This is a genomic window from Acidihalobacter yilgarnensis (genome assembly GCF_001753245.1).
Taxonomy (GTDB): Bacteria; Pseudomonadota; Gammaproteobacteria; order DSM-5130; family Acidihalobacteraceae; genus Acidihalobacter; species Acidihalobacter yilgarnensis.
Window position 1 is genome coordinate 2,266,334 of the sequence record NZ_CP017415.1, and the last position, 22,288, is coordinate 2,288,621.

A 22,288-nucleotide genomic window follows, 5' to 3' on the forward strand; every position below is an offset into this window, starting at 1 on the left:
CCGGCACGGCTGTGGCAAAACCGGAAAATTTTGATGCCAGCAGCCTGCGGCAGACCCAACAATCGATCGGCGACATCGAAACCAAGCTTCAGCGCGAGGCCGTCGATGTCACTCAACTGCAACAATGGCTAGACGAGGTCGCCGCAAGCCGACAACAAGCCGAAGGCTGCGTGCAAAGCCAAGAAACCAAGGCCAAGGCATTCAAGGCGGAGATCGAGGCACTCGGGCCGCTGGTCAAAGGCGAATCCTGGCAAGTCACCTCCAAGCGCTACAGTCTTGAGCGCGAACAAGCGCAGGCGGCCCAAAATCTCGCCAACTGCCGGCTACTGCTGGTCAACAGTAACGCCCTGTACAAAACTCTGCAGGCGCGCCACAGTGAACAGCTGGCCAGTCAGCTCATGATCCGTGGCCGCGGCACCTTATCGCTATTGGCCGCCTTCGCGGCCTCGCCCCCCCCCTACAACGATTGGATTCATTGGCCGGAGCTGCGCGCCCATTTTGGCCAAATCACGCCACTCAATGCCGGTCTCCTCGTGCTGATGACCGCATTCGGCTTGGCTGCCGGGCTGGGTTGGCGAGGGCGTGTCAAATCGATGCTGAAGCCGACGGACCCGAAGCTCGATCGTGGTAGGGCGATCATGCTGGCCCTGCTCGTCAGCCTCAATCGCTATCGCCCCGGTCTCCTGATCACTGCGATGTGGTCGATATTCTGGCTCGTCGCCGGCCAGGAAGATGGCCAATGGCCGATGCTGGCGGCACTGAGCTTCGTACTACTCATCTATCACCTAGCCCTGGTACTGATCCGCAGCATTTTTGATCCGCCTCCGCCCGCCAGTCACCACCTGCCTTTTCCGGCCGCGCTGAGCCATCGTTTCGCCCGCATCCTGCGCTGGCTCACGTTTAATGCGCTGATCGGGCTGATCCTGTTTGCCACACCGCTTACCGAAGCGATGAACGAATCGGTCATCCTGCTCGCACGCTCGCTATGGGGCACCCTATTCGTCGCGAATCTGGTGGCCACCATCTGGCTGATCCGCCGGTTGCGCGACAAATCAGGCATCGGTCCCATCCGTTTGGTCTTTTCGCTGGCGCTGATCGTGGGCCTGGTGGCGGAATGGGCCGGCTACCGCAACCTCAGCCAGTTCATCGTCGGCGGTATCGTCTATTCCCTGATCGTGCTTTTGTTGACATGGCTACTCATCACGCTCATCAACGACCTGTTCAATAGCCTGGAGGAAGGACGCCATCCCTGGGAGCAACGCCTGCGCAGTCGACTGGCCTTGCGTGAGGATGGCTTCATTCCGGGACTTTTCTGGCTACGAATGCTGCTCAATACCGCCGTCTGGGCGGCCATCGCCTTCGCCCTGTTACGCATCTGGGGTTTGTCCGCCACCGGCCAGGCCCTGCTTTTCCACTATCTGACACACGGCATCACCCTCGGCAAGATCAGCATCGTACCGTCGCGTATCGCCCTGGCGCTGCTCGTGCTCGCACTGCTGCTATCGCTGGGTTCCTGGGCACGCTCGGCACTCGACCAACGGCTAAGCCACGCGCGCATGGAACGCGGCGCACGCGAGGCCGCCGTCGCCATCACGGGTTATCTCGCGGCTATCACCGCCGGGTTGATCGCACTCTCCGTGGCCGGTTTCAATTTCCAGAATCTGGCGCTGATCGCAGGCGCGCTATCGGTTGGGATCGGCTTCGGCCTGCAAAACATCGTCAACAACTTCGTCTCCGGCCTGATCCTGCTGTTCGAGCGCCCGATTCGTACTGGCGACTGGATCACCGTCGGACAAATCGAAGGCTATGTCCGGCGCATCAGCATCCGCTCCACCCAGATACAGACATTTGATCGCGCGGATGTGGTGTTACCCAATTCCGATCTAATCTCCGGCCCGGTCACCAACTGGATGCTACGCGACACATACGGTCGGGTCCGCGCCCCGGTCGGTGTGGCCTACGGCACCGATACCTTGCTGGTCAAAGAGACCTTGCTCGACATTGCCCGCGAGCACCCACAGATCATCTTTGACGACAGTGCCATTCCCAATCCCTATGTCTTGTTCATGTCCTTCGGCGACAGCTCGCTCAACTTTGAATTACGCGCGTACATTCGTGACGTGAGCAACCGCCTGTCGGTGCTAAGCGACCTTAATTTCGCGATCGACGCCGCCTTCCGTAAGGCCGGTATCTCGATCCCCTTTCCACAGCGCGACATCCATATCATCCGCCCACAGGTCGAGGATGAGCACATCGGTGACGCGGCGCATACGCCAGTATCTGAACAGCCAATGGAACCGCCCACGCCGCCTGGCCAGACACCTCCAGGATGAATATCCAATCGCCAGAATCCCCTCGCTACCTCGGCTGGCGGGAATGGGTTGCCCTCCCCGACCTGGGCATTGAATCCCTCAAGTGCAAGGTCGACACAGGCGCACGCACCTCTGCCCTGCACGCCTTCCACAGCGAGGTCTACAACGGCGCCGACGGCCGGCGGCGGGTACGCTTCCGCCTGCACCCGGACCAGGAGGATACCGGGCGCGTAATCGAGTGTGACGCACCGGTCGTCGATGAACGCCAAGTCACGGATTCGGGAGGACATCGCGAACAACGCCTGGTCATTCGCACACCGATCATCATTGGTGCGTGGGTCATGCCTATTGAATTGACCCTAACCAATCGCGATACCATGCGCTTTCGCATGCTGCTTGGGCGTACGGCGATGCACCGTCGCTTCCTCGTCGACCCAACACGCTCCTTCCTGGCGGCCACCCCGTCGACTACACCGGAATCACTCCCATGAGGATCGCGATCCTATCGCGCAACCGCAGGCTCTACTCCACGCGTCGTCTGATCGAGGCGGCGGAAGCACGTGAACACGAAGTCATCGTGCTCGACCCCCTGCGTTGCTACATGAACATTACCTCGCTCAAACCCTCAATCCACTACAAAGGCGAGGGCATCGAGGATGTCGACGCGGTGATCCCAAGGATCGGTGCCTCGATCACCTTCTACGGTACCGCCGTGCTACGCCAGTTCGAGATGATGGGCGTGTTCCCAGTCAACGAATCCGTCGCCATCAGCCGCGCACGGGACAAACTGCGCTCGCTGCAATTGCTCTCGCGCAAAGGCATCGGCCTGCCGGTCACCGGATTCGCACACTCGCCTGACGACATCGACGACTTGCTCGATCTCGTAGGTGGAACACCGATGGTGCTCAAGTTGATCGAGGGGACGCAAGGCGTCGGCGTGGTATTGGCCGAAACGCGCCAGGCAGCCGCCAGTGTCATCCAGGCCTTCATGGGCCTCAAGACCAACATACTCGCTCAGGAATTCATCAAGGAAGCCAACGGCGCCGACATCCGATGCTTCGTGATCGGTGGCAAGGTGATCGCCGCCATGAAGCGTCAAGCCAAAGAGGGTGAATTCCGTTCCAATCTCCATCGCGGCGGCAAGGGTCTTCCCATACGCCTAACCCCGCAGGAACGCTCGACGGCGGTGAGCGCCGCCAAGATTATGGGACTCAACGTGTGCGGCGTCGACATTCTGCGCTCGAACCATGGCCCCGTGGTCATGGAAGTCAACTCATCGCCCGGCCTGGAAGGCATCGAAGGCACCACCGGCAAGGACATCGCGGGCGACATCATCAGATTCATCGAGCAAAACGCCAGGCCGAATCACACGCGCACCCGAGGAAAGGGCTGAACCGCATGCGCGACGACTTCGAAATACTCGGCCAGCGCCTGCGCCCAGGTACGCGCAGCGAGATCGAACTGCCGCTGCCACCGCTCTATACTCATACGCCCCTCCCGCTCCGGCTTCACGTAGTGCATGGACGGAAACCGGGACCGCGGCTGCTGGTCTGTGCTGCGGTTCACGGCGATGAGATCAACGGCGTGGAAATCATCCGTCGTCTACTCGATCACCGCCAGTTGGATCGTCTGAGAGGGACGCTCATCGCCGCACCGGTGGTGAACGTGTATGGACTGATCAGCCAGGATCGATACCTGCCCGACCGTCGCGACCTCAATCGCAGCTTTCCAGGTTCGGATCACGGCAGTCTTGCCGCCCGAATCGCCAATAGCTTCCTAAACGAGGTCGTGGCGCGTTGCAGCCACGGTATCGACCTGCACACCGGCGCGGTCCATCGCACCAACCTACCGCAGATCCGCGCCAATCTCGACGACCCCGAGATCGACCGCCTCGCCCGTGCCTTCGGCGTCAGCGTGTTACTCAACGGTGAGTTGCCAGAGGGCTCACTGCGCCAAGCGGCGGCGGCCATCGGGGTACCCATACTGCTATACGAGGCCGGCGAGGCGCTGCGTTTCGACGACCTGAGCGTCCGCGTCGGCATCGGCGGTGTGCTGAATGTAATGCGCGCGCTCGACATGCTGCCAGCATCGCGCAGACCCGGACGCGCTACTCCGCGTCCCTTCGTGGCACGCAGCTCCAGCTGGGTACGGGCGCCGGCCAGTGGCATTCTGCGTAGCTATGCCACCCTCGGTTCACACGTCACGCAAGGGGCGTTGCTCGGCACCGTGGCCGACCCCTTCGGCGACAATGAAAGCGAGATACGTGCGCCAGCTGACGGCGTCATCATCGGGCGCACGCAGATACCCCTGGTCCACGAGGGCGAGGCTCTCTATCATCTCGCCCGGTTCAAGGCACCAGAGGCAGTCGCCAACAGCTTGGAGATATTCCAGGGCGAACCGTCTCTAGGCGCAGACTTCCAGGCACCACAGATCGCCGAACCAACATCCTGAAACGAACGCGTGCGACGGCTGGACACCCTGCGCACATGCAGCCAAGATGCCCTTGACGTAACCACTCAGCAAGGAATACGTGATGCAATTTAGCGCCAAACAGCTCTTCGACCGTGTTACCGGAGTAGTCTTCGCGGTGATGCTGCTGTTTCTGACCATCGGTATCATCATGGGCACGGGGCATCTGTTCCTGCTGCTGTTCGAAATGGCGAGAACGGGTGCTATTACAAAAGGCTACCTCGACATCATCTCCGAGGTCCTGTCGCTGTTCGTGCTGATCGAACTCTCGCGCTCGCTGGCTGAATACTTCCGCGTCAACCGTTTGCGCCTGACCTTCATCGTCGATGCGGCCATCGTCTTCGTGTTGCGCGAAATCATGATCGAGCTATTCGAACACAAACTCGTCGTTGATCGGACCTACGCCCTGAGTGCCCTACTCTTCGTGCTTGGCGCCCTGCGCATCGGCTCAGTGCTGGTCTACCAGCGTGGGCAGATAATCGGCTTGCGCAACGGAGATGGGAACGACTGAGGGCAAACCGATATCTGCTAGGATAGTCGGCCCGTCGACGCGCGCTATTGGCACAGGAGACCGCCATGACCCCCAAGGACACCGTCACGCTAACCGACAACCTGACCGGCAAGCAAATCGAACTGCCGGTGTTGCGGGGGGCTGATGGCCCGGCCGCCATCGACGTGCGCGATCTCTACCGCGAGTTGGGCTACTTCACCTACGACCCAGGATTCCTGTCCACGGCAAGCTGCAAGAGCGCCCTGACTTATATCGATGGCAACGAGGGCATACTGCGCTATCGCGGCTATCCCATCGAACAGCTGGCGCAGCACAGCGACTACATCGAAGTCTGCTATCTGCTGCTCTACGGCGAGCTGCCTGCAGCCACCGAGCTGGACGACTTCAGCCGCCATATCACCCGTCACACCATGCTCCACGAAGCGATGCGCCGCTTCATGAGCGCCTTCCGCCACGATGCCCACCCGATGGCCACCATGGTCGGCGTGGTCGGTGCGCTCTCAGCCTTCTATGGTGATTCGACGGATGTACACAACGCGCGCCAGCGCGAAATTTCAGCACACCGCCTGATCGCCAAGATGCCGACCATAGCGGCCTGGAGCTACAAACACTCCATCGGCGAACCCTTCGTCTACCCAGACAATAATCTCGGCTTCACCGAGAATTTCCTGCGGATGATGTTCGCCGTGCCCGCCGAGCCCTTCGTGGCCGATCCACGCTTCGTCCGCGCGCTCGACCTAATCCTGATCCTACATGCCGACCACGAACAGAATGCCTCGACCTCGACCGTGCGCCTAACCGGCAGTTCCGAGGCCAACCCCTTTGCGGCAATTTCTGCCGGTATCGCCTCCCTGTGGGGCCCCGCCCACGGCGGCGCCAACGAGGCGGTCATTCGCATGCTCGACGAGATCGTCGCAGAAGGGCGCCCGGTGCAGCATTATGTCGACCGCGCCAAGGACAAGGATGACCGTTTCCGGCTCATGGGCTTCGGCCATCGCGTCTACAAGAATTACGACCCGCGTGCGCGCATCATCCGCAAGGTCTGCCATGAGCTGTTGATCAGTCTGGAGCCGGGAAACCCCAATCAGGCGCTGCTCGATGTCGCCATGGAACTCGAGCGTATCGCACTGCAGGACGAGTACTTCCAGGAGCGCAACCTCTACCCGAATGTCGATTTCTATTCGGGCATCATCCTCAGCGCCATGGGCATTCCGCTGAATATGTTCACCGTGATCTTCGCCATGGCACGCACCGTCGGCTGGGTCGCGCACTGGATGGAAATGATGGCCGACCCCAAGGCCAGAATCGGCAGACCCCGTCAGCTTTATGTCGGCTATGGCACTCGCGATTACGTCCCGCTGGGTGGGCGCGCCGAGACATCGGCTTGACCCAAGACGCCATAAATATTAGATTTCACTAATATTAAGACAACTCCAGGAGACAAACGCATGTCCATTACCCGAATCGTCATGGCAACCGCCGGCACCTTCATCCTGATCAGCCTACTGCTGGCCCACTTCGTGAATCCCAACTGGTTGTGGTTCACCACCTTCGTGGGCGCCAATTTGCTGCAGTCCGCATTTACCGGCTTCTGCCCACTGGTCACCATCCTCAAAAAACTCGGCGTGCGCTCGGCCGAAGCAATCTAGACACCCCCGACTTCGCTGCGGCACGGCAACGGCTCAGGAAAGCGCCGTGCCGTGCTCCCTTGTTTCATGAAACTGTATCTCTGGCCAACGCTCCTGCGCCATCTGCAGATTCACCCGCGTCGGGGCGATGTAGACCAGATCGCCGGCGTGATCCAGTGCCAGATTGGCCGCCGCCTTTTCTCGAAATTCCCGCAGCATGCGCTCGTCGGAGGCGCTGACCCAGCGTGCCGTAGTCACGTTGACTGCTTCAAAAATGCAGTCCACACCATATTCGCCACGCAGGCGGTGCGCGACCACATCGAATTGCAAAATACCCACGGCACCGAGGATCAGATCGTTATTGCGCAGTGGATGATAGAGCTGCGTCGCCCCCTCCTCGCATAACTGGGTCAGTCCCTTCTGCAAGGCCTTCATACGCATTGGATCTCGCAGTTGCGCCCGGCGGAACAGTTCAGGGGCGAAATTGGGGATGCCGGTGAATTGCAGCGCCTCACCCTGCGTAAAGGTGTCGCCGATACGAATCGTACCGTGGTTGTGAATGCCGATGATGTCACCGGCATAGGCATGCTCCACGTGCTCGCGGTCCGAGGCCATGAAGGTCAGCGCATCACCGATCTTAACGTCCTTGCCAAGCCTGACATGGCGCAGCTTCATACCCTTCTCGAACTGCCCGGAACATACACGCATGAAGGCTATGCGATCACGATGTTGCGGATCCATGTTCGCCTGGATCTTGAACACGAAACCCGTCAATGACGGTTCCAGCGGTTCGACGCTACGCGCTGATGTCGCGCGCGGCAATGGTGCCGGCGCCTGCTCGATGAAGGCATCGAGCAGTGAGGCGACGCCGAAGTTATTAATCGCGGAGCCAAAGAACACCGGCGTCTGCCGCCCACGCAGATAGGCCGCCGAATCGAAGGTATGACTCGCACCCATGACCAGTTCGAGTTCCTCGCGCAGCTCGTCGGCCTGCGCGCCGAGAACGCGATCGAGATCCGGATTGTTCAGGCCATCGATCACTTCGCCGACCTGCGTCTTGCTCCCTTGCCCGGTGATGTAGAGATGTATGCGGTCGTTGAGCAGGTGATAAACGCCCTTGAAGCGCTTGCCCATACCGATCGGCCAGGTGATCGGCGCACATTCGATCTTGAGCACATCCTCCACTTCGTCGAGCAGTTCAATCGGTTCGCGCCCCTCTCGATCAAGCTTGTTGATGAAGGTGATGATCGGCGTATCGCGTAAGCGGCAGACCTCCATCAGCTTGATCGTACGCTCCTCGACGCCCTTGGCGGCATCGATCACCATCAGTGCGGAATCGACGGCGGTCAGCGTACGGTAGGTGTCTTCGGAGAAATCTTCATGCCCAGGCGTGTCAAGCAGATTGATGATGTGTCCCTTGTAAGGGAACTGCATCACCGATGAGGTGACCGAAATACCACGCTGCTTTTCCAGCTCCATCCAATCGGAAGTGGCGTGGCGAGCGGCCTTACGGCCCTTGACCGTGCCGGCGAGCTGAATCGCGCCGCCGAAGAGCAAGAGCTTTTCGGTGATCGTGGTCTTGCCCGCATCAGGGTGCGAGATAATTGCGAAGGTGCGCCGCCGCGTCACCTCCTGGCTGTAATCTGACATGGAAGGTCCACCGCCGGACGTGCGAAAAGCCGCCGATTATAACGCCTGGCAAGCACCACGTCGCGGAATTACAGCACCCGCGCCATGACCAGCGCGTCCTCGCGGCCCCGTGCGGCCGGATAGTATCCCTTGCGCAGGCCGACCTCGTTGAACCCTTCGCTGAGGTACAAAGCCAGTGCGGCCCGATTGGAGGGACGCACCTCCAAAAATGCAGTCTCGGCACTCTGGGTCTGCGCCCAGTTCACCAGGGCACGCAACAAAAATCGACCATAACCGCGTCCCTGAGACTCCGGTCGCACCGTGAGATTGAGGATGTGATATTCGCCCACCGCCAGCGAGGTCACGGCATAACCCGTGAGTTCGCCCTGCTGCTCCATCGCCCAACAGGTATACCCCGCCCGCAGACAGTCGCGAAAGATGGCTTCGGTCCAGGGATGCGAATAGGCGCTGCGCTCGATGGCCATCAGGGGGTCGAGATCGAGCACCTCCAGCGGACGCATACGCGGCACCGCCTCGCGCGGGCGTGTGTTCACGCCACAACCTCTAGCTGCGCCCGCGCCAGACGAAGGTCGTCCCAGGCGCGCGCCTTCTGTTCCGGGCTGCGCAGCAGATAGGCCGGATGGTAGGTAACGATCAGCGGCACCGCGTCGGCATACCGATGGACCTGGCCGCGCAGCTGCCCTACCGGCGTGTCCGTATTCAACAAACTCTGCGCCGCAAAACGCCCCAACGCCAGAATCAGGCGCGGCCGTACCAGTGCAATCTGGCGGTCGAGATAATCGGCACAAGCGGCAACCTCGTCCGGCTTGGGATCGCGGTTGCCCGGCGGCCGGCACTTGACGACGTTAGCGATATAAACCGCCTCGCGACGCAGGCCGATGGCGCTCAACATATTGTCCAACAGGTGCCCAGCCCGCCCGACGAAGGGCTCGCCGCGGCGATCCTCTTCCGCACCCGGCCCCTCGCCGACGATCATCCAGTCGGCCTCGTGTGCGCCGACACCGAACACGGTTTGCGTACGTCCATCGGCCAGCGCGCAACGCGTGCAATGCGCCACCGCCGCCTCCAGAGTACGCCAATCCATCGCGGTCACGTCGGTAGCTACGGCATCCTCAATCGGCGTCGCGACGGGCTCCGGCGTCAAGTGTGCCGGCATGTGATCCGGCACGACACGAAATTCCGGCCGCAGCGCCCAAGGCTGTATACCCATGGCCGATAGATAGTGTGTATGTCTCGTATTCACCCATGCACCCCGTTGCGCAGACTGCTGCCCGCTCTCATCGATTGTAGCGTCGCGCACGCCGCCCGTGAGATCGCCCGTATTCTTCTTGTAACGTCTCGTTCAGACGTCTCCTAGCTGCGGGTGTGCCCGTTGTACCACCGAAGCCAGCTTGTCGAGCGCATTGAGGTAGGCCTTGGCCGAGGCAATCACGATATCGGTGTCCGCGCCCTGGCCGTTCACGATCCGCCCCGCGCGCTCCATACGCACCGTCACCTCGCCTTGTGCGTCCGTGCCACTGGTAATGTTGTTCACCGAGTAGAGCTGCAGCAGCGCTTGGCTCCCGACGATGGCCTCGATCGCACGGAAGGTCGCATCCACTGGCCCGCTGCCCACCGCCTCGGCGGTCTGTTCCTCGCCGTAGACGCTCAGCGTAATGCGCGCCACCGGCACCTCGCCGGTCTCGGAGCAGACACGCATCGAGATCAAGGTGTGCTGGCCGCTTTCTGAAGCCACTGTTTCGGACACCAGTGCCTGCAAATCCTCGTCGAATATTTCATGCTTTTTGTCCGCGAGCACCTTGAAGCGCGCAAAGGCGTCATTAAGCTCCTCCTCCGAGGCAAACTCGATACCCAGCTCCTTGAGGCGTGTGCGCAGCGCATTGCGTCCGGAGTGTTTGCCCAGCACGATTCGGTTGGCGCTCCAGCCGACATCTTCAGCGCGCATGATCTCGTAGGTCTCGCGCGACTTGAGCACACCATCCTGGTGAATACCGGATTCGTGTGCGAAGGCATTCGCACCGACGATCGCCTTGTTCGGCTGCACCGGAAACCCGGTGATCGTGGAAACCAGGCGCGAAGCCGGTACGATCTGGGTGGTATCGATCCCGGTATCGCATTCGAACATATCGCGTCGGGTACGCACCGTCATCACGATTTCCTCCAGCGCGGCGTTGCCTGCGCGCTCACCGAGGCCGTTGATCGTGCATTCGACCTGGCGCGCGCCAGCCTGCACGGCGGACAGCGAGTTGGCCACGGCTAACCCGAGATCGTTGTGGCAGTGCACCGAGAACACCGCCTTGTCAGCATTCGGCACGCGCGTCATCAATGCCTCAATGAGGCTACCGAACTGCGCCGGCAGGTTGTAACCAACCGTATCCGGGATGTTGATCGTACGCGCACCGGCTTCGATCGTTGCCTCGATGATCCGGCACAGGAAATCCACTTCCGAACGACCGGCGTCCTCGGCGGAGAATTCGACATCGTCCGTATAGCGGCGGGCGTGACGCACCGCCTTGACCGCCTGCTCAACCACTTGATCCGGCTGCATGCGCAGCTTGTGCGTCATGTGGATCGGCGAGGTCGCGATAAAGGTATGAATACGGCCGGCATTCGCATGTTTGAGTGCCTCGCCCGCCCGGTCGATGTCTCTTTCCAGGGCGCGCGCCAGACCGCAAACCACGCTGTCGGTCACTGCGCGGGCCACGGCGCTCACGCCCTCGAAGTCGTCGGGGCTGGCGATCGGGAAGCCGGCCTCGATCACATCGACCCGCATGCGCTCCAGTACCTTGGCAATACGCACCTTCTCATCGCGCGTCATGGAGGCGCCGGGACTTTGCTCGCCATCACGTAAAGTGGTATCGAAAATGATCAGACGATCGTTGGACATGCGCTACTCCCGCTAACCCGACGACCAGCGCCGGATAGTATTTTGTGTATCGGTCGGAAATCCGTTCGCGCCGGCCGATGGGCGCGATCCGATGAGCGATCGACTCATCCAAGGTTGCGATTATGCTGCCTGCGGACCCTCTCAATGGGGCGTTACCACGGCGCGTGACGAGCGTGTGCGGAGCCATGATAGCCAAGCCCCGAGGGGCTGCCAAGACTTGTCAATGCCATCCCGCTGGGGTTTCGTTCATCGCCCTGACACGTTACATTGCCACCCAAACCCTTCCGGCCGGCCTGAATGGCCGCACCCAACGACGCGGACGACCGCGATGAACCACCCGCGCCCCTGGCGAGCGGGATCGGTACTGGCGCCCCGAGGAACAAGACGCATGAACGACGACACCCCACGCAACCGCAAGCACGCGACGTCACGCCGCTCAGCACCCGACCACGAACGCCGTGACTTCATCCGCGCCTCGGGTGTACTCGGATTCGGACTGGCCACAAGTGCCCTGGGGTTGCGCCCAGGCACAGCCGAAGCTGCGGAGCCCGGTCGGCGCGGTGGCACGCTACGCGTCGCCATCCCGGCCGCCAAGTCCATCGATCCACTCAAGATCGACAGCGCCGGCGCAATCGCGATCGTGCAGCAGGTCGGGGAATATCTCGTCTGGGCCGAGCCTGACCTCAGCCTACGCCCGGTACTCGCAACCGCCTGGCACACCCCCGACGGCGGCAAGACCTGGATCTTCGAGCTGCGCAAGGGCGTCAAGTTCCACGATGGCCGCGAAATGACGGCCGACGACGTGGTCGCCACCTTCGAACGTCTGGTGAATCCGAAGATGGCCTCGGTAGCGCGCGCGCAGATTCCCTTCCTCAAACCCGGTGACACCACCCGTGTTGACCACCACACGGTCAAGTTCACGCTCGACCGAGCGGTGGGTGAATTCCCCTATTACACCCAGATCTACAACGCGGTGATCCTGCCACACGACTACGCCGGCGATTTCGCGAAAAATCCGGTGGGCACCGGCCCGTTCCGGATGATCGACTACAAGCCGCAGCAAAGCGCGCGCTTCGAGCGCAACCCGGATTACTGGGATGCTGGCAAACCCTATCTCGATGCTGTGGAAATGGGGCTCTATGGTTCGCCGCAGCCGATGATCCTCGCGCTGCAGGGAGGCGATACCGACATGATGCTTGGCATTTCCTCCATCGACGCCAAGCCGCTGCTCGCAAAGCCCGACATCCGCATCGCCCGCGCCCACTCATCGGCCACCCGTCTGCTGGCGATGCGTGTCGACCGCAAACCCTTCAACGACCGACGCGTGCGCCAGGCGGTGGCCCTGTGCCTCAATCGCGAGGCGATGCTCAAGGTCCTACTCGGCGGCGCCGGCGAGCTCGGCAACGACCACCCCATCGCCCCGATCTTCGGCGACCACATTCGGCTCAAGCAACGGCATCAGGACGTCGGCCGCGCGCGTCGGCTCCTGGCTGAAGCAGGCTACCCTCGCGGATTCGAAATCGACCTTTACACGGGCGATTATCTGGAGCTGCCGCAATACGCCATCCTTGCCCAGCAAATGTTGGCACCCGCCGGCATCCGCGTAAAGCTGCGCGTCGAACCCCTCAACACCTATTACGACCACTGGACCCAGGTCGATTTCGGCCTGACCGACTGGACCGGTCGCACCACACCCTCGCAAATCCTCTCGGCCGCATTCGGCGGACACTCCGAATGGAATGCGGCACACTGGAAACACCCCGGCTTCGACGATATCGTCGCCAAGCTGGAGGCCAGCACCGACCCCCATCAGCGCGACCGCCTCGCCAATCAGGCCGCCACCATGTTGCACGATGAAACGCCCGCCGCCATCGCCTACTTCATCGACCTGCTACGGCCGATGCGACGCAAGGTCAAGGGCGTCGAGGCCAATATGTCTCAATACCTCGATCTCACCCAGGCTTGGCTGAGCTGACCGACGCGCCAGGGTGAGTGCCTATATCGTTCGCAGACTGCTGCTGCTAGGCGTGACGCTATCAGTGGCTTCGGCCCTGATCTTCGCGCTCACCAGCGTGCTGCCGGGTAATGTCGGACGCATCATGCTCGGGCCCTTCGCCTCGCAGCATGCCGTCGACGTACTGAACCTGCAGCTGGGCGCGAACTTGCCGCTGTGGGACCGCTATCTTCATTGGCTCGGCGGCATCGCCCGTGGCGACTGGGGACACTCACTGGTTTATGGCGCACCGGTACTACCTCTGGTGCTGGATCGCCTGGGACATTCCCTCGTCCTCGCCACCGCCGGTCTCGCGTTATTGCTGCCGAGCGCAATCGCCAGCGGCGTCTACGCTGCCCTGCACGAAGGCGGCGCCTTCGACCGCGTGGTTTCCGTCGTTAGCCTGTCCTTCGGCGCCATCCCGGAATTCGTCACCGGCGTGCTGCTCATTGTGATCTTCGGCATCGCCCTGCACTGGCTCCCAATCCAGGCCCTGCCCCCGAGCGGTGCCGATCTGCTGAGTTGGTTACGACACCTCCTCATGCCTGCCATCGCGCTGGCACTAACGCTGTTCTCCTATGTATTCCGTATGGCCCGCGGCGGTATGATCGAGGCCTTGGCCGCCGATTACACCCGTACCGCCGTGCTCAAGGGGCTGCCCCCGCGCCAGGTACTCTGGCGACACGTGTTGCGCAATGCCCTGCTACCAACAATCACCGTTGCCGGCGCACAAATCGGCTGGATGGTCGGCGGTCTGGTCGTAGTCGAAACCCTATTCCGGTATCCCGGTATCGGTAGCCTCACCTACAGTGCCGCCACCAATAAAGATGTCCCGCTGCTGGTCGGTTGCAGCCTGATGATCACGCTGGTCTTCGCACTGGCGAATTTCCTGGCCGATCTGCTCCATGCCCTGCTCGACCCACGCGTACGTCATGCCATCATCTATCCTGCCTGACCGCCATCGTGCGCCGCTCACCTTGCTGCTGGGCCTGTTCTTACTCGGTATGTGGGTCATCACTGCTTTGGCCGCGCACTGGATTGCCCCCTATTCGCCGACCGCCGTCGATTTCAGCGCCCTCTCGCAACCCCCCTCCTGGCAACACTGGTTCGGAACGGATCGCTTTGGGCGCGACGTGTTCAGCCGAGTGATTTACGGTGGCGCCCAGGTTCTGCAGGTGGCGCCGGCAGCCACGCTGCTCGGATTGATCCTCGGCACCCTGATCGGCCTGTTCGCGGCCTACTACGGGCGTTGGGTCGATGAGGCCATCATGCGCGTGATCGACGCCGTCATGGCCTTACCGCTGATCGTGCTCGCAATGCTCGCGCTGACGCTGCTCGGGCCCTCGACGCTCAACGTGATCCTGGTGATCGGGCTCGTGTTCTCGCCATTGGTGGCGCGCACGGTCAGGGCACGCGCATTGATCGAAACCCGCCGGGAATACCTCCAGGCCGCGCAGATGCGTGGTGAAGGTACCGCCTACCAACTGTTACGCGAAATCCTGCCCAACATCAGCGGCCCACTGGTCGTCGAGGGCACGATTCGTCTCGGTTACGCCGTCTTCACCTCGGCCACACTCGGTTTTCTCGGCCTCGGTGCGCAACCGCCCAATCCCGATTGGGGTTTGATGGTGAGCCAGAACCAGACCCAGCTCACCACCGCCCCCTGGACCGTGCTCTTCCCGGTTCTGGCCATCGTGCTGGTGGTAGTCGGCATTGGCCTGGTCGCCGACGGCCTGCGCACGCGCGTGGCGGCATGAACGAAGCCCTGTTGCGCATCGATACCCTCGGGGTCAGCTATCGCCGCGACGGCCGCTGGTTGCGCGCCATCCGCGAGCTGTCCCTCGATCTCATGCCCGGCGAGGCCTATGGTCTAGTCGGAGAATCGGGTTGCGGCAAGAGTACGCTGGCCATGAGCATCCTGCGCTATCTGCCGCGCAACGCGCGTCAGGACTCGGGACGTATCGTATTCGCCGGTCACGCGCTCGACGCGCTTGGCGAAACCGAGTTGCGACGCCTGCGCGGCGCCCGCATCGGCATGGTCTATCAGCATCCCGGCACCGCCCTCAACCCGTCGATCCCGGTCGGCCGGCAAATCGCTGAACTCTATGCACTGCACGCAGGTCTCAACCGCGCACAAGCCGATACCGCCGCGGTCGATATGCTCGCTGGCGTCCACATTGCCCGTCCAGACACTGTCGCGCGCCTTTATCCCTACCAATTGTCTGGCGGTATGCAACAGCGCGTCGTAATCGCCATGGCGCTGGCCACCGACCCCGAACTCCTAATCCTGGACGAACCCACCACGGCACTGGACGCCACCGTGCAGGCGGGCATTCTAGAGTTGTTCGAGGAACTGCGCCGCGATTATCGCGCCGCGCTGCTGTTCATCAGCCACAACCTCGGTGTGGTTCGCCAAGTCTGCGACCGCGTGGGCGTGATGTATGCCGGCCGGCTGGTCGAGGAGGGGCCCTCCGCCGAGGTTTTTTCGCAACCGCGACATCCCTACACCGCCGCACTGCTTGCCTGTCTGCCCGATACGGGCGCACGTCGCGACCTGCGCCCGCTACAACCAATCCCCGGCACCGTACCGGCCGCGCATTTGGCCGAGGCCGGCTGCCTGTTCGCGCCACGCTGCACGCTGGTCCAGGCGGCGTGCGAGGCCAATATTCCGCCACCCGAGGTGCGCGCAGGACACCTCAGCCGCTGCCTGTTTTCCGAGGCGGTATTGCCCCCTTCGATTGACGTCCCCATGGCACCGCCCTTGCAGAGTATCGCCGATCCGCTGACCTCACCTCCCCGTCAGCCCCTGATCGAGATCGAGGGCCTGCACGTCCGTCACGGAGCAGCGCAGATACTCGATGCGATCGACCTGCAAATCGTCCCCGGCGAGACCTTCGGGCTGGTGGGCGAGTCCGGCAGCGGCAAAACCACCCTCGCCCACGCCATCGCCGGCCTGGTGTCCCCTGCCAGCGGCACGATTCGACTGGACGGCAAGCCGCTAGCGGCTCGGATCACGCGACGCCGTGATGAACAACGACGCGATATCCAAATGGTCTTCCAATCGCCGGACACCACACTCAATCCGCGTCGACGCGTGGGCGCAGCCCTGCGGCGCGCGATCCGCAAGCTCTCGCGCCTCAACATCCCCCTTCGCGAGCGACTGGCCAGACTGCTGCGCGAAGTCGCCTTGCAGCCAGAGCAGGCACGCGCATTGCCGGATCAGCTCTCCGGCGGACAGCGCCAACGCGTCGCCATCGCGCGCGCCTTCGCCGGCGAGCCCCGTTTGGTCATTCTGGACGAGCCGACATCGGCCCTCGATGTTTCGGTTCAAGCCGCGGTCCTGCGCCTGCTGGTCGAGCTTCAGGCGCGCCACGCCGTCGCCTATCTATTCATTTCTCACGATCTAGCCGTAGTGCGCTATCTCGCCGACCGAATTGGCGTGCTGTATCGAGGCGTACTCGTCGAAACAGGTCCGACCGAAGCACTCTTCAGCGGTCCCAATCACCCCTACACCCGTGCTCTGATCGCCGCCATGCCGCGCCTGGATGGCAAGGCAAATCGGCCGCCTGATGCTGGCATAACGGAGGCGCCTCTGGTCGACGGACCTACGGCCTGCGTCTATGCCGGGCACTGCGATCGGGCCATGACCCAGTGCCAGACAGAACCGCCACCCTGGCAGGAAGGCGCGGCCCGTCATCGGATACGCTGCTGGCTACCGGCCGAGCGTCTGGGCACGCCAGACGCCGGTGATACGCGCCCGACCGATGTCGCGTAAGGCAATCTATTCCGGCTGCGCCCGCCGCTGGCGGAACTTGCGCCAGCGGCGCCACGCGAAGTGTAGCGGGCCGGACAAGGTATAGAGTACGAAGAGAGCGTACAGCACAATCGAAGGCCACAATGCGATCAGCACGAACAGGCTGAGCACGGCAATCACGCTGACGAAGGGTACCCGCTTGCGCAGGTCGATGTCCTTGAAGCTGTAATAGGAAAAACCCGACACCATCAGACCGCCGGCGAGCAGAGTGATCACCAGAGCGGGAATCATCATCGTGCGTCCAGAGATTGAAAACTGCTCCCACATCCACACCGTTCCCATCATCACCGCGGCGGCGGAAGGGCTGGGCAGCCCCTGGAAAAAACGCTTGTCTAGATTTCCCACCTGGGTGTTGAAGCGCGCGAGTCGCAAAGCTGCGGAGGCAGTATAGATAAAGGCTGCCAACCAGCCCGCCTTGGCCCAGAACCAGCCCAGGTCGTGCAAATGGACCAGGGCCCATTGATACATGACCAGCGCGGGTGCGAGCCCGAAGGACACCATGTCCGAAAGACTGTCGTATTCGGCACCGAAGGCACTTTGCGTATTGGTCATGCGGGCCACGCGACCATCCAGACCGTCGAGTACCATGGCGATGAACACCGCGATGGCTGCGGCGGTGTAGCGGCCATTCATGGCCGCGACGATGGCATAGAATCCACCGAACATCGCGCCCGTGGTCAGCAAATTGGGCAGCAGGTATACCCCCCGCGGATGTTTGGTACCGGTACCCGGCTCGCGAATCTCGTTGCCCATGCGTCTCCTCATGATTTGCAGCCCTTACGGTTTACTCGTTTCACGGGCGCAGTAACTTGCCGATCACCTGCCCCGCACGCACCCGTGCGCCGGGGGTCACCTCAATGCGTGAGGCCTCCGGCAGGTACAGATCCAGGACCCTGCCGAAACCGGCAAAACCGCAACGACTGCCCTGACCGACACGCTCCCCCGCGCGTACTTGGCATCGTAGATAGCCCGGCAGTCGCGAGCGATGAATGGCCACGACGATATCATCGAGTTCATCGGTCTGCACCCAAAGCGCGGCCTGACGGCCATTGCCCGCGGGCGTATCACGCCAAACCTTGAGCAGCTTGCCCTCGATCGGCGCATACAAACCGTACGGACCGATCGCGTCCTGCATCACACGCACGCAGCGCGCTGCACGCTCGCGGTAGGGGTCACGACAGGCATCGACGGAGAGGATGCGACCGTCCACCGGACTGAGCACCGCCAGCGGCGAGGCCGGCGTGGGCCGCGGTAGTTCGCGGAACACGAAGCCCAGCCCCAACGTCACCACCCACAAGGGTAAGGCGGCAAGTCCCCCTTCGGTGGCCGTCAGCGCCAAGGCCAACGCCAACATGCCGAAAACCGGCACGCGTCCCTCACGGACGATGGGCATCATCGGCGGAATCCCTTGGGTTTTACAGGCGGGGGTGATAGTGCGGGAGATATGGCGGGGCGGCAAGCCTTGCCGCCCCGCTCCGGCTCAGTTCCGGGTCTTGTCGACGATCTTGTTGGCGGCGATCCAGGGCATCATGCTACGCAGGCGCTCACCCACGGCCTCGATCGGATGCTCCATGCCCAGACGGCGCTTAGCCTTGAGCGTGGCGGCACCGGCCTGATTCTCGAGAATGAACTCGCGCGCGAACTCGCCGCGCTGGATTTCCTGAAGAATCCGGCGCATCTCAGCCTTAGTTTCGTCGGTCACGATACGCGGACCGCGGGTCAGATCACCATATTCGGCGGTATTCGAGATCGAGTAGCGCATGTTGGCGATGCCGCCTTCATACATCAGGTCGACGATCAGCTTGAGCTCATGCAGACACTCGAAATAGGCCATCTCGGGTGCGTAGCCGGCCTCGACCAGGGTCTCGAAGCCTGCCTGCACCAGCGCACTGGCGCCACCGCACAGAACGGCCTGTTCGCCGAACAGATCGGTTTCGGTCTCTTCGCGGAAGCTCGTCTCGATAACGCCAGCACGACCGCCGCCAATCGCCGAGGCATAGGCCAGAGCGACGTCGCGGGCACGGCCGCTGGCATCATGGCTGACTGCGATCAGGCACGGCACGCCGCCACCCTGGGTATAGGTCGAACGCACCAGATGCCCCGGTCCCTTGGGTGCGATCATGACCACATCGAGATCGGCACGCGGCACAATCTGCTCGAAGTGGATGTTGAAACCATGCGCAAAGGCCAGCGTCGCACCCGATTTCAGGTTCGCGGCCATCTCGTCGCGATACAGCGCAGCCTGATGTTCATCCGGGGTCAGCACCATGATCAGGTCGGCGGACTGCACCGCCTCGGCGATCGGCTTGACCGTTAGGCCCGCGGCCTCGGCCTTCGCGGCGGAGGACGAACCGGTGCGCAGACCGACCACGACCTCGACGCCCGATTCCTGGAGATTGTTGGCGTGAGCATGACCCTGGGAGCCATAGCCGATGACCGCCACGCGCAAGCCCTGAATGAGGGAAAGGTCAGCGTCCTTATCGTAATAAATGTTCATATCGTCCTCTTGCCGTCTGTCGTTTTCGTTGCGTTGGATGGTCTGGCTCAAACTCTGAGCACTCTGTCCCCGCGGGCAATACCCATGGCGCCAGAGCGCACTACTTCCAGAATGTATTGTTCGCCCACCGCCTCCATGAAGGCGTCAAGCTTTTCACCAGTGCCCGTCAGCTCGATGGTGTAGACCTCCGCCGTCACGTCGATGACACGGCCACGGAAGATATCCGACAGCCGCTTGATCTCCTCACGTCCGGCATCGGCAGCATGCACCTTGATCAGCATCATTTCGCGTTCGATGTAGCGGTATTCGTTCAGCTCCATCAATTTGATCACATCGATAAGCTTGTTGAGCTGTTTCACGATCTGCTCGACGATCTGCTCGTTACCGGTGGTAACCAGCGTCATGCGCGACAGCGTCGGATCGTTAGTCGGCGCGACGGTCAGCGATTCGATATTGTAGCCGCGCGCGGAAAACAGCCCAGCGACGCGCGACAGGGCCCCAGCCTCGTTTTCCAGCAGGATGGATATGATATGGCGCATGAATCCCCCGTCAGACCAGAATCATTTCGTTTTGACCGGCACCGGCCGGGATCATCGGATAGACGTTCTCGGTGTCGTCGGTCACGAAATCCATGAACACCAGCCGATCCTTGATCGCCAGGGCCTCGCGCAGCGCACCCTCGACATCGCCTGGACGCTCGATACGCATGCCGACGTGCCCATAGGCCTCGGCCAGCTTTACGAAATCCGGTAGTGCATCCATGTACGACATCGCGTAGCGGCCCTGATAGAAGAATTCCTGCCACTGGCGCACCATGCCCATGTAGCGGTTGTTCAGGGTGATCACCTTGATCGGCAAGTGATATTGCAGGCAGGTGGACAGCTCCTGGATACACATCTGGATGCTCGCTTCGCCGGTAACGCAGACGACGGTCTCTTCCGGGTGCGCGAGCTGCGCGCCGATGGCAAACGGCAGGCCGACACCCATGGTGCCAAGACCACCCGAATTGATCCATCGATTGGGCTTGTCGAATTTGTAGAACTGCGCGGCCCACATCTGGTGCTGTCCCACGTCGGAAGTCACGTAGGCATCCCCACCGGTCAGTTCGTAAAGCTTCTCGAGCACGAACTGTGGCTTGATCAACTCACTGCCGCGGTCGTATTTCAGGCAATCCATCCCGCGCCATTCCTGGATCTGTTTCCACCACGCCTTGAGCGGCGCCGCCTTGGGTTTCTTGGAGCTGGCCTCAAGCACGGCAATCAGATCGGCGAGCACATCACCCACCTGGCCAACGATCGGAATGTCCACGCGAACGGTCTTGGAGATCGACGCCGGGTCGACGTCGATGTGCACGATCTTCGCGTGCGGACAAAACTTGTCCACGTTGCCGGTCACGCGATCGTCGAAACGCGCACCGATGGCGATCACCACGTCTGCCTGGTGCATCGCCATGTTGGCCTCGTAGGTGCCGTGCATGCCGAGCATGCCGAGACACTGACGGTCCGTTGCCGGATAGCCGCCAAGTCCCATCAGGGTATTGGTGATCGGGTAATTGAGCATGCGCGTGAAGGTGGTCAACGCCTCGGCGGCCTGCCCCAGCACCACGCCGCCCCCGGCATAGATGATCGGACGCTCGGCCTGCAGAATCAGCTCCGCAGCACGCTTGATTTGCCCAGGATGCCCCTTGATCGTGGGGTTGTACGAGCGCATCCGTATCGACTTGGGATACTTGAAACCCGTCTTCTCCGCGGTGATGTCCTTAGGGATGTCGACCACAACCGGCCCCGGACGACCGCTGGCAGCGAGGTAAAAGGCCTTCTTGATCGTCTCGGCGATGTCCTCGACGCGCTTGATCAGGAAATTGTGCTTGACGATCGGGCGCGTAATGCCCACCGAGTCCGTCTCCTGAAAGGCATCGCTACCGATCGCATGGGTCGGCACCTGGCCGGTGAACACCACCAGTGGCACGGAGTCCATATAGGCGTCGGCGATACCGGTCACCGCATTGGTCGCGCCCGGCCCAGAGGTCACCAGCGCAACGCCCACACGGCCGGTCGACTTGGCATAGCCCTCGGCCGCATGCACCGCGCCCTGCTCGTGACGCGCCAGGATATGACTAATGTCGTCCTGCCTGTACAAGGCATCATAGATGTGAAGTACCGCGCCGCCGGGATAGCCGAAAATCAGATCAACGCCCTCTGCCTTCAGGCAACGCACAAATATCTCGGCACCAGTCAGTTCCACCACGTTCTTCTCCGCCTCGCAATGCGCGACGGCGCCACCCCGGGCGCCGTCGGCTGATCCTCGATCACATCAGCGCGTATCACTCGCGCCTCGACTAGAACATTGCATAGTAATAGGTCGTCACAAAAAAATCATCGCCCAACCGGGTTTAATCTCGGACAGCCTTCAGCTGCCTGGATATCTTACAAGCACGGCACCCTCCCCTGTTTGCGATGGCTTGGGCGTCGGCCCGAGTCCCGCCAGGCCTTCCAGGGAGCACGTCCAAGGACACAGGCACGCCCTG

General features: G+C 61.9%; 20 protein-coding genes. 11 read left to right on the forward strand and 9 right to left on the reverse strand.

All coding sequences use genetic code 11. The features are described 5' to 3' along the window. Positions 1-11 precede the first annotated feature (11 nt). From BI364_RS10840 to BI364_RS10870, 7 genes are all read left to right on the forward strand, one after another. Complete coding sequence (locus tag BI364_RS10840; protein WP_070078751.1) at positions 12-2,333, forward strand: mechanosensitive ion channel family protein; 2,322 nt, start codon at positions 12-14, stop codon at positions 2,331-2,333. Next, positions 2,330-2,803, forward strand: coding sequence for an ATP-dependent zinc protease family protein (locus BI364_RS10845; protein WP_070078752.1), 474 nt, complete (start codon positions 2,330-2,332; stop codon positions 2,801-2,803). The genes BI364_RS10840 and BI364_RS10845 overlap by 4 nt, the downstream gene beginning before the upstream one ends. After that, on the forward strand, positions 2,800-3,705 hold the full coding sequence (gene rimK / locus BI364_RS10850) for a 30S ribosomal protein S6--L-glutamate ligase (RefSeq protein WP_070078753.1): 906 nt from the start codon (positions 2,800-2,802) through the stop codon (positions 3,703-3,705). The genes BI364_RS10845 and rimK overlap by 4 nt, the downstream gene beginning before the upstream one ends. A gap of 5 nt (positions 3,706-3,710) precedes the next feature. Further along, positions 3,711-4,763: a succinylglutamate desuccinylase/aspartoacylase family protein gene (locus tag BI364_RS10855; protein WP_070078754.1), complete on the forward strand. Its 1,053-nt coding sequence runs from the start codon at positions 3,711-3,713 to the stop codon at positions 4,761-4,763. Positions 4,764-4,845: 82 nt separating this feature from the next. Beyond that, positions 4,846-5,292 (forward strand): phosphate-starvation-inducible PsiE family protein, encoded by a 447-nt coding sequence (locus BI364_RS10860; RefSeq protein WP_070078755.1) that lies wholly within the window; start codon positions 4,846-4,848, stop codon positions 5,290-5,292. Between the two features lie 65 nt (positions 5,293-5,357). After that, the gene (locus BI364_RS10865) at positions 5,358-6,680 is read left to right on the forward strand and encodes a citrate synthase (protein WP_070078756.1); all 1,323 of its coding nucleotides are present in this window, start codon (positions 5,358-5,360) and stop codon (positions 6,678-6,680) included. 60 nt (positions 6,681-6,740) lie between these two features. Beyond that, positions 6,741-6,941, forward strand: a complete 201-nt coding sequence (locus BI364_RS10870; protein WP_070078757.1) for a YgaP family membrane protein — start codon at positions 6,741-6,743, stop codon at positions 6,939-6,941. A 33-nt stretch (positions 6,942-6,974) separates the two neighbouring features. Here the strand turns inward: BI364_RS10870 and BI364_RS10875 are convergent, their stop codons facing one another. The 4 genes from BI364_RS10875 to BI364_RS10890 all read right to left on the reverse strand — a co-directional run bounded on the left by BI364_RS10875 (position 6,975) and on the right by BI364_RS10890 (position 11,457). Next, complete coding sequence (locus tag BI364_RS10875) at positions 6,975-8,570, reverse strand: peptide chain release factor 3 (RefSeq protein WP_070078758.1); 1,596 nt, start codon at positions 8,568-8,570, stop codon at positions 6,975-6,977. A gap of 68 nt (positions 8,571-8,638) precedes the next feature. Then, the gene (gene rimI, locus BI364_RS10880; RefSeq protein ID WP_407639319.1) at positions 8,639-9,103 is read right to left on the reverse strand and encodes a ribosomal protein S18-alanine N-acetyltransferase; all 465 of its coding nucleotides are present in this window, start codon (positions 9,101-9,103) and stop codon (positions 8,639-8,641) included. Continuing rightward, a complete protein-coding gene (locus tag BI364_RS10885; RefSeq protein ID WP_267887982.1) occupies positions 9,100-9,654 on the reverse strand; it encodes a uracil-DNA glycosylase in 555 nt (184 codons plus the stop codon). Before BI364_RS10885 ends, rimI begins: the two co-directional genes overlap by 4 nt. 258 nt (positions 9,655-9,912) lie before the next feature. Further along, positions 9,913-11,457 (reverse strand): 2-isopropylmalate synthase, encoded by a 1,545-nt coding sequence (locus BI364_RS10890; RefSeq protein ID WP_070078760.1) that lies wholly within the window; start codon positions 11,455-11,457, stop codon positions 9,913-9,915. 388 nt (positions 11,458-11,845) lie between these two features. Here BI364_RS10890 and BI364_RS10895 point away from each other — a divergent pair, with 388 nt between their 5' ends. Genes BI364_RS10895 through BI364_RS10910 form a run of 4 tightly spaced genes read left to right on the forward strand, consistent with a single transcriptional unit; the run spans position 11,846 to position 17,225 of the window. Then, positions 11,846-13,432 (forward strand): ABC transporter substrate-binding protein, encoded by a 1,587-nt coding sequence (locus BI364_RS10895; RefSeq protein ID WP_070078761.1) that lies wholly within the window; start codon positions 11,846-11,848, stop codon positions 13,430-13,432. A gap of 13 nt (positions 13,433-13,445) precedes the next feature. After that, positions 13,446-14,405, forward strand: a complete 960-nt coding sequence (locus BI364_RS10900; RefSeq protein WP_083251326.1) for an ABC transporter permease — start codon at positions 13,446-13,448, stop codon at positions 14,403-14,405. Then, positions 14,383-15,207: an ABC transporter permease gene (locus tag BI364_RS10905; protein ID WP_070078762.1), complete on the forward strand. Its 825-nt coding sequence runs from the start codon at positions 14,383-14,385 to the stop codon at positions 15,205-15,207. Before BI364_RS10900 ends, BI364_RS10905 begins: the two co-directional genes overlap by 23 nt. Then, positions 15,204-17,225, forward strand: coding sequence for a dipeptide ABC transporter ATP-binding protein (locus BI364_RS10910; protein ID WP_070078763.1), 2,022 nt, complete (start codon positions 15,204-15,206; stop codon positions 17,223-17,225). The genes BI364_RS10905 and BI364_RS10910 overlap by 4 nt, the downstream gene beginning before the upstream one ends. A gap of 6 nt (positions 17,226-17,231) precedes the next feature. On the opposite strand, the gene pssA is transcribed toward BI364_RS10910, so the two are convergent. The 5 genes from pssA to ilvB form a co-directional block, all read right to left on the reverse strand. Then, positions 17,232-18,017 (reverse strand): CDP-diacylglycerol--serine O-phosphatidyltransferase, encoded by a 786-nt coding sequence (gene pssA, locus BI364_RS10915; protein WP_070078764.1) that lies wholly within the window; start codon positions 18,015-18,017, stop codon positions 17,232-17,234. 40 nt (positions 18,018-18,057) lie between these two features. After that, positions 18,058-18,660, reverse strand: a complete 603-nt coding sequence (locus BI364_RS10920; protein WP_070078765.1) for a phosphatidylserine decarboxylase — start codon at positions 18,658-18,660, stop codon at positions 18,058-18,060. Between the two features lie 84 nt (positions 18,661-18,744). After that, positions 18,745-19,761, reverse strand: coding sequence for a ketol-acid reductoisomerase (gene ilvC, locus BI364_RS10925; protein WP_070080026.1), 1,017 nt, complete (start codon positions 19,759-19,761; stop codon positions 18,745-18,747). A gap of 47 nt (positions 19,762-19,808) precedes the next feature. Then, positions 19,809-20,300 (reverse strand): acetolactate synthase small subunit, encoded by a 492-nt coding sequence (ilvN, locus tag BI364_RS10930; RefSeq protein WP_070078766.1) that lies wholly within the window; start codon positions 20,298-20,300, stop codon positions 19,809-19,811. A gap of 10 nt (positions 20,301-20,310) precedes the next feature. Then, positions 20,311-22,005 carry a biosynthetic-type acetolactate synthase large subunit gene (gene ilvB / locus BI364_RS10935; RefSeq protein WP_070080027.1) on the reverse strand — a complete coding sequence of 565 codons (1,695 nt, stop codon included), beginning with the start codon at positions 22,003-22,005 and terminating at the stop codon, positions 20,311-20,313. Positions 22,006-22,288 lie beyond the last annotated feature (283 nt).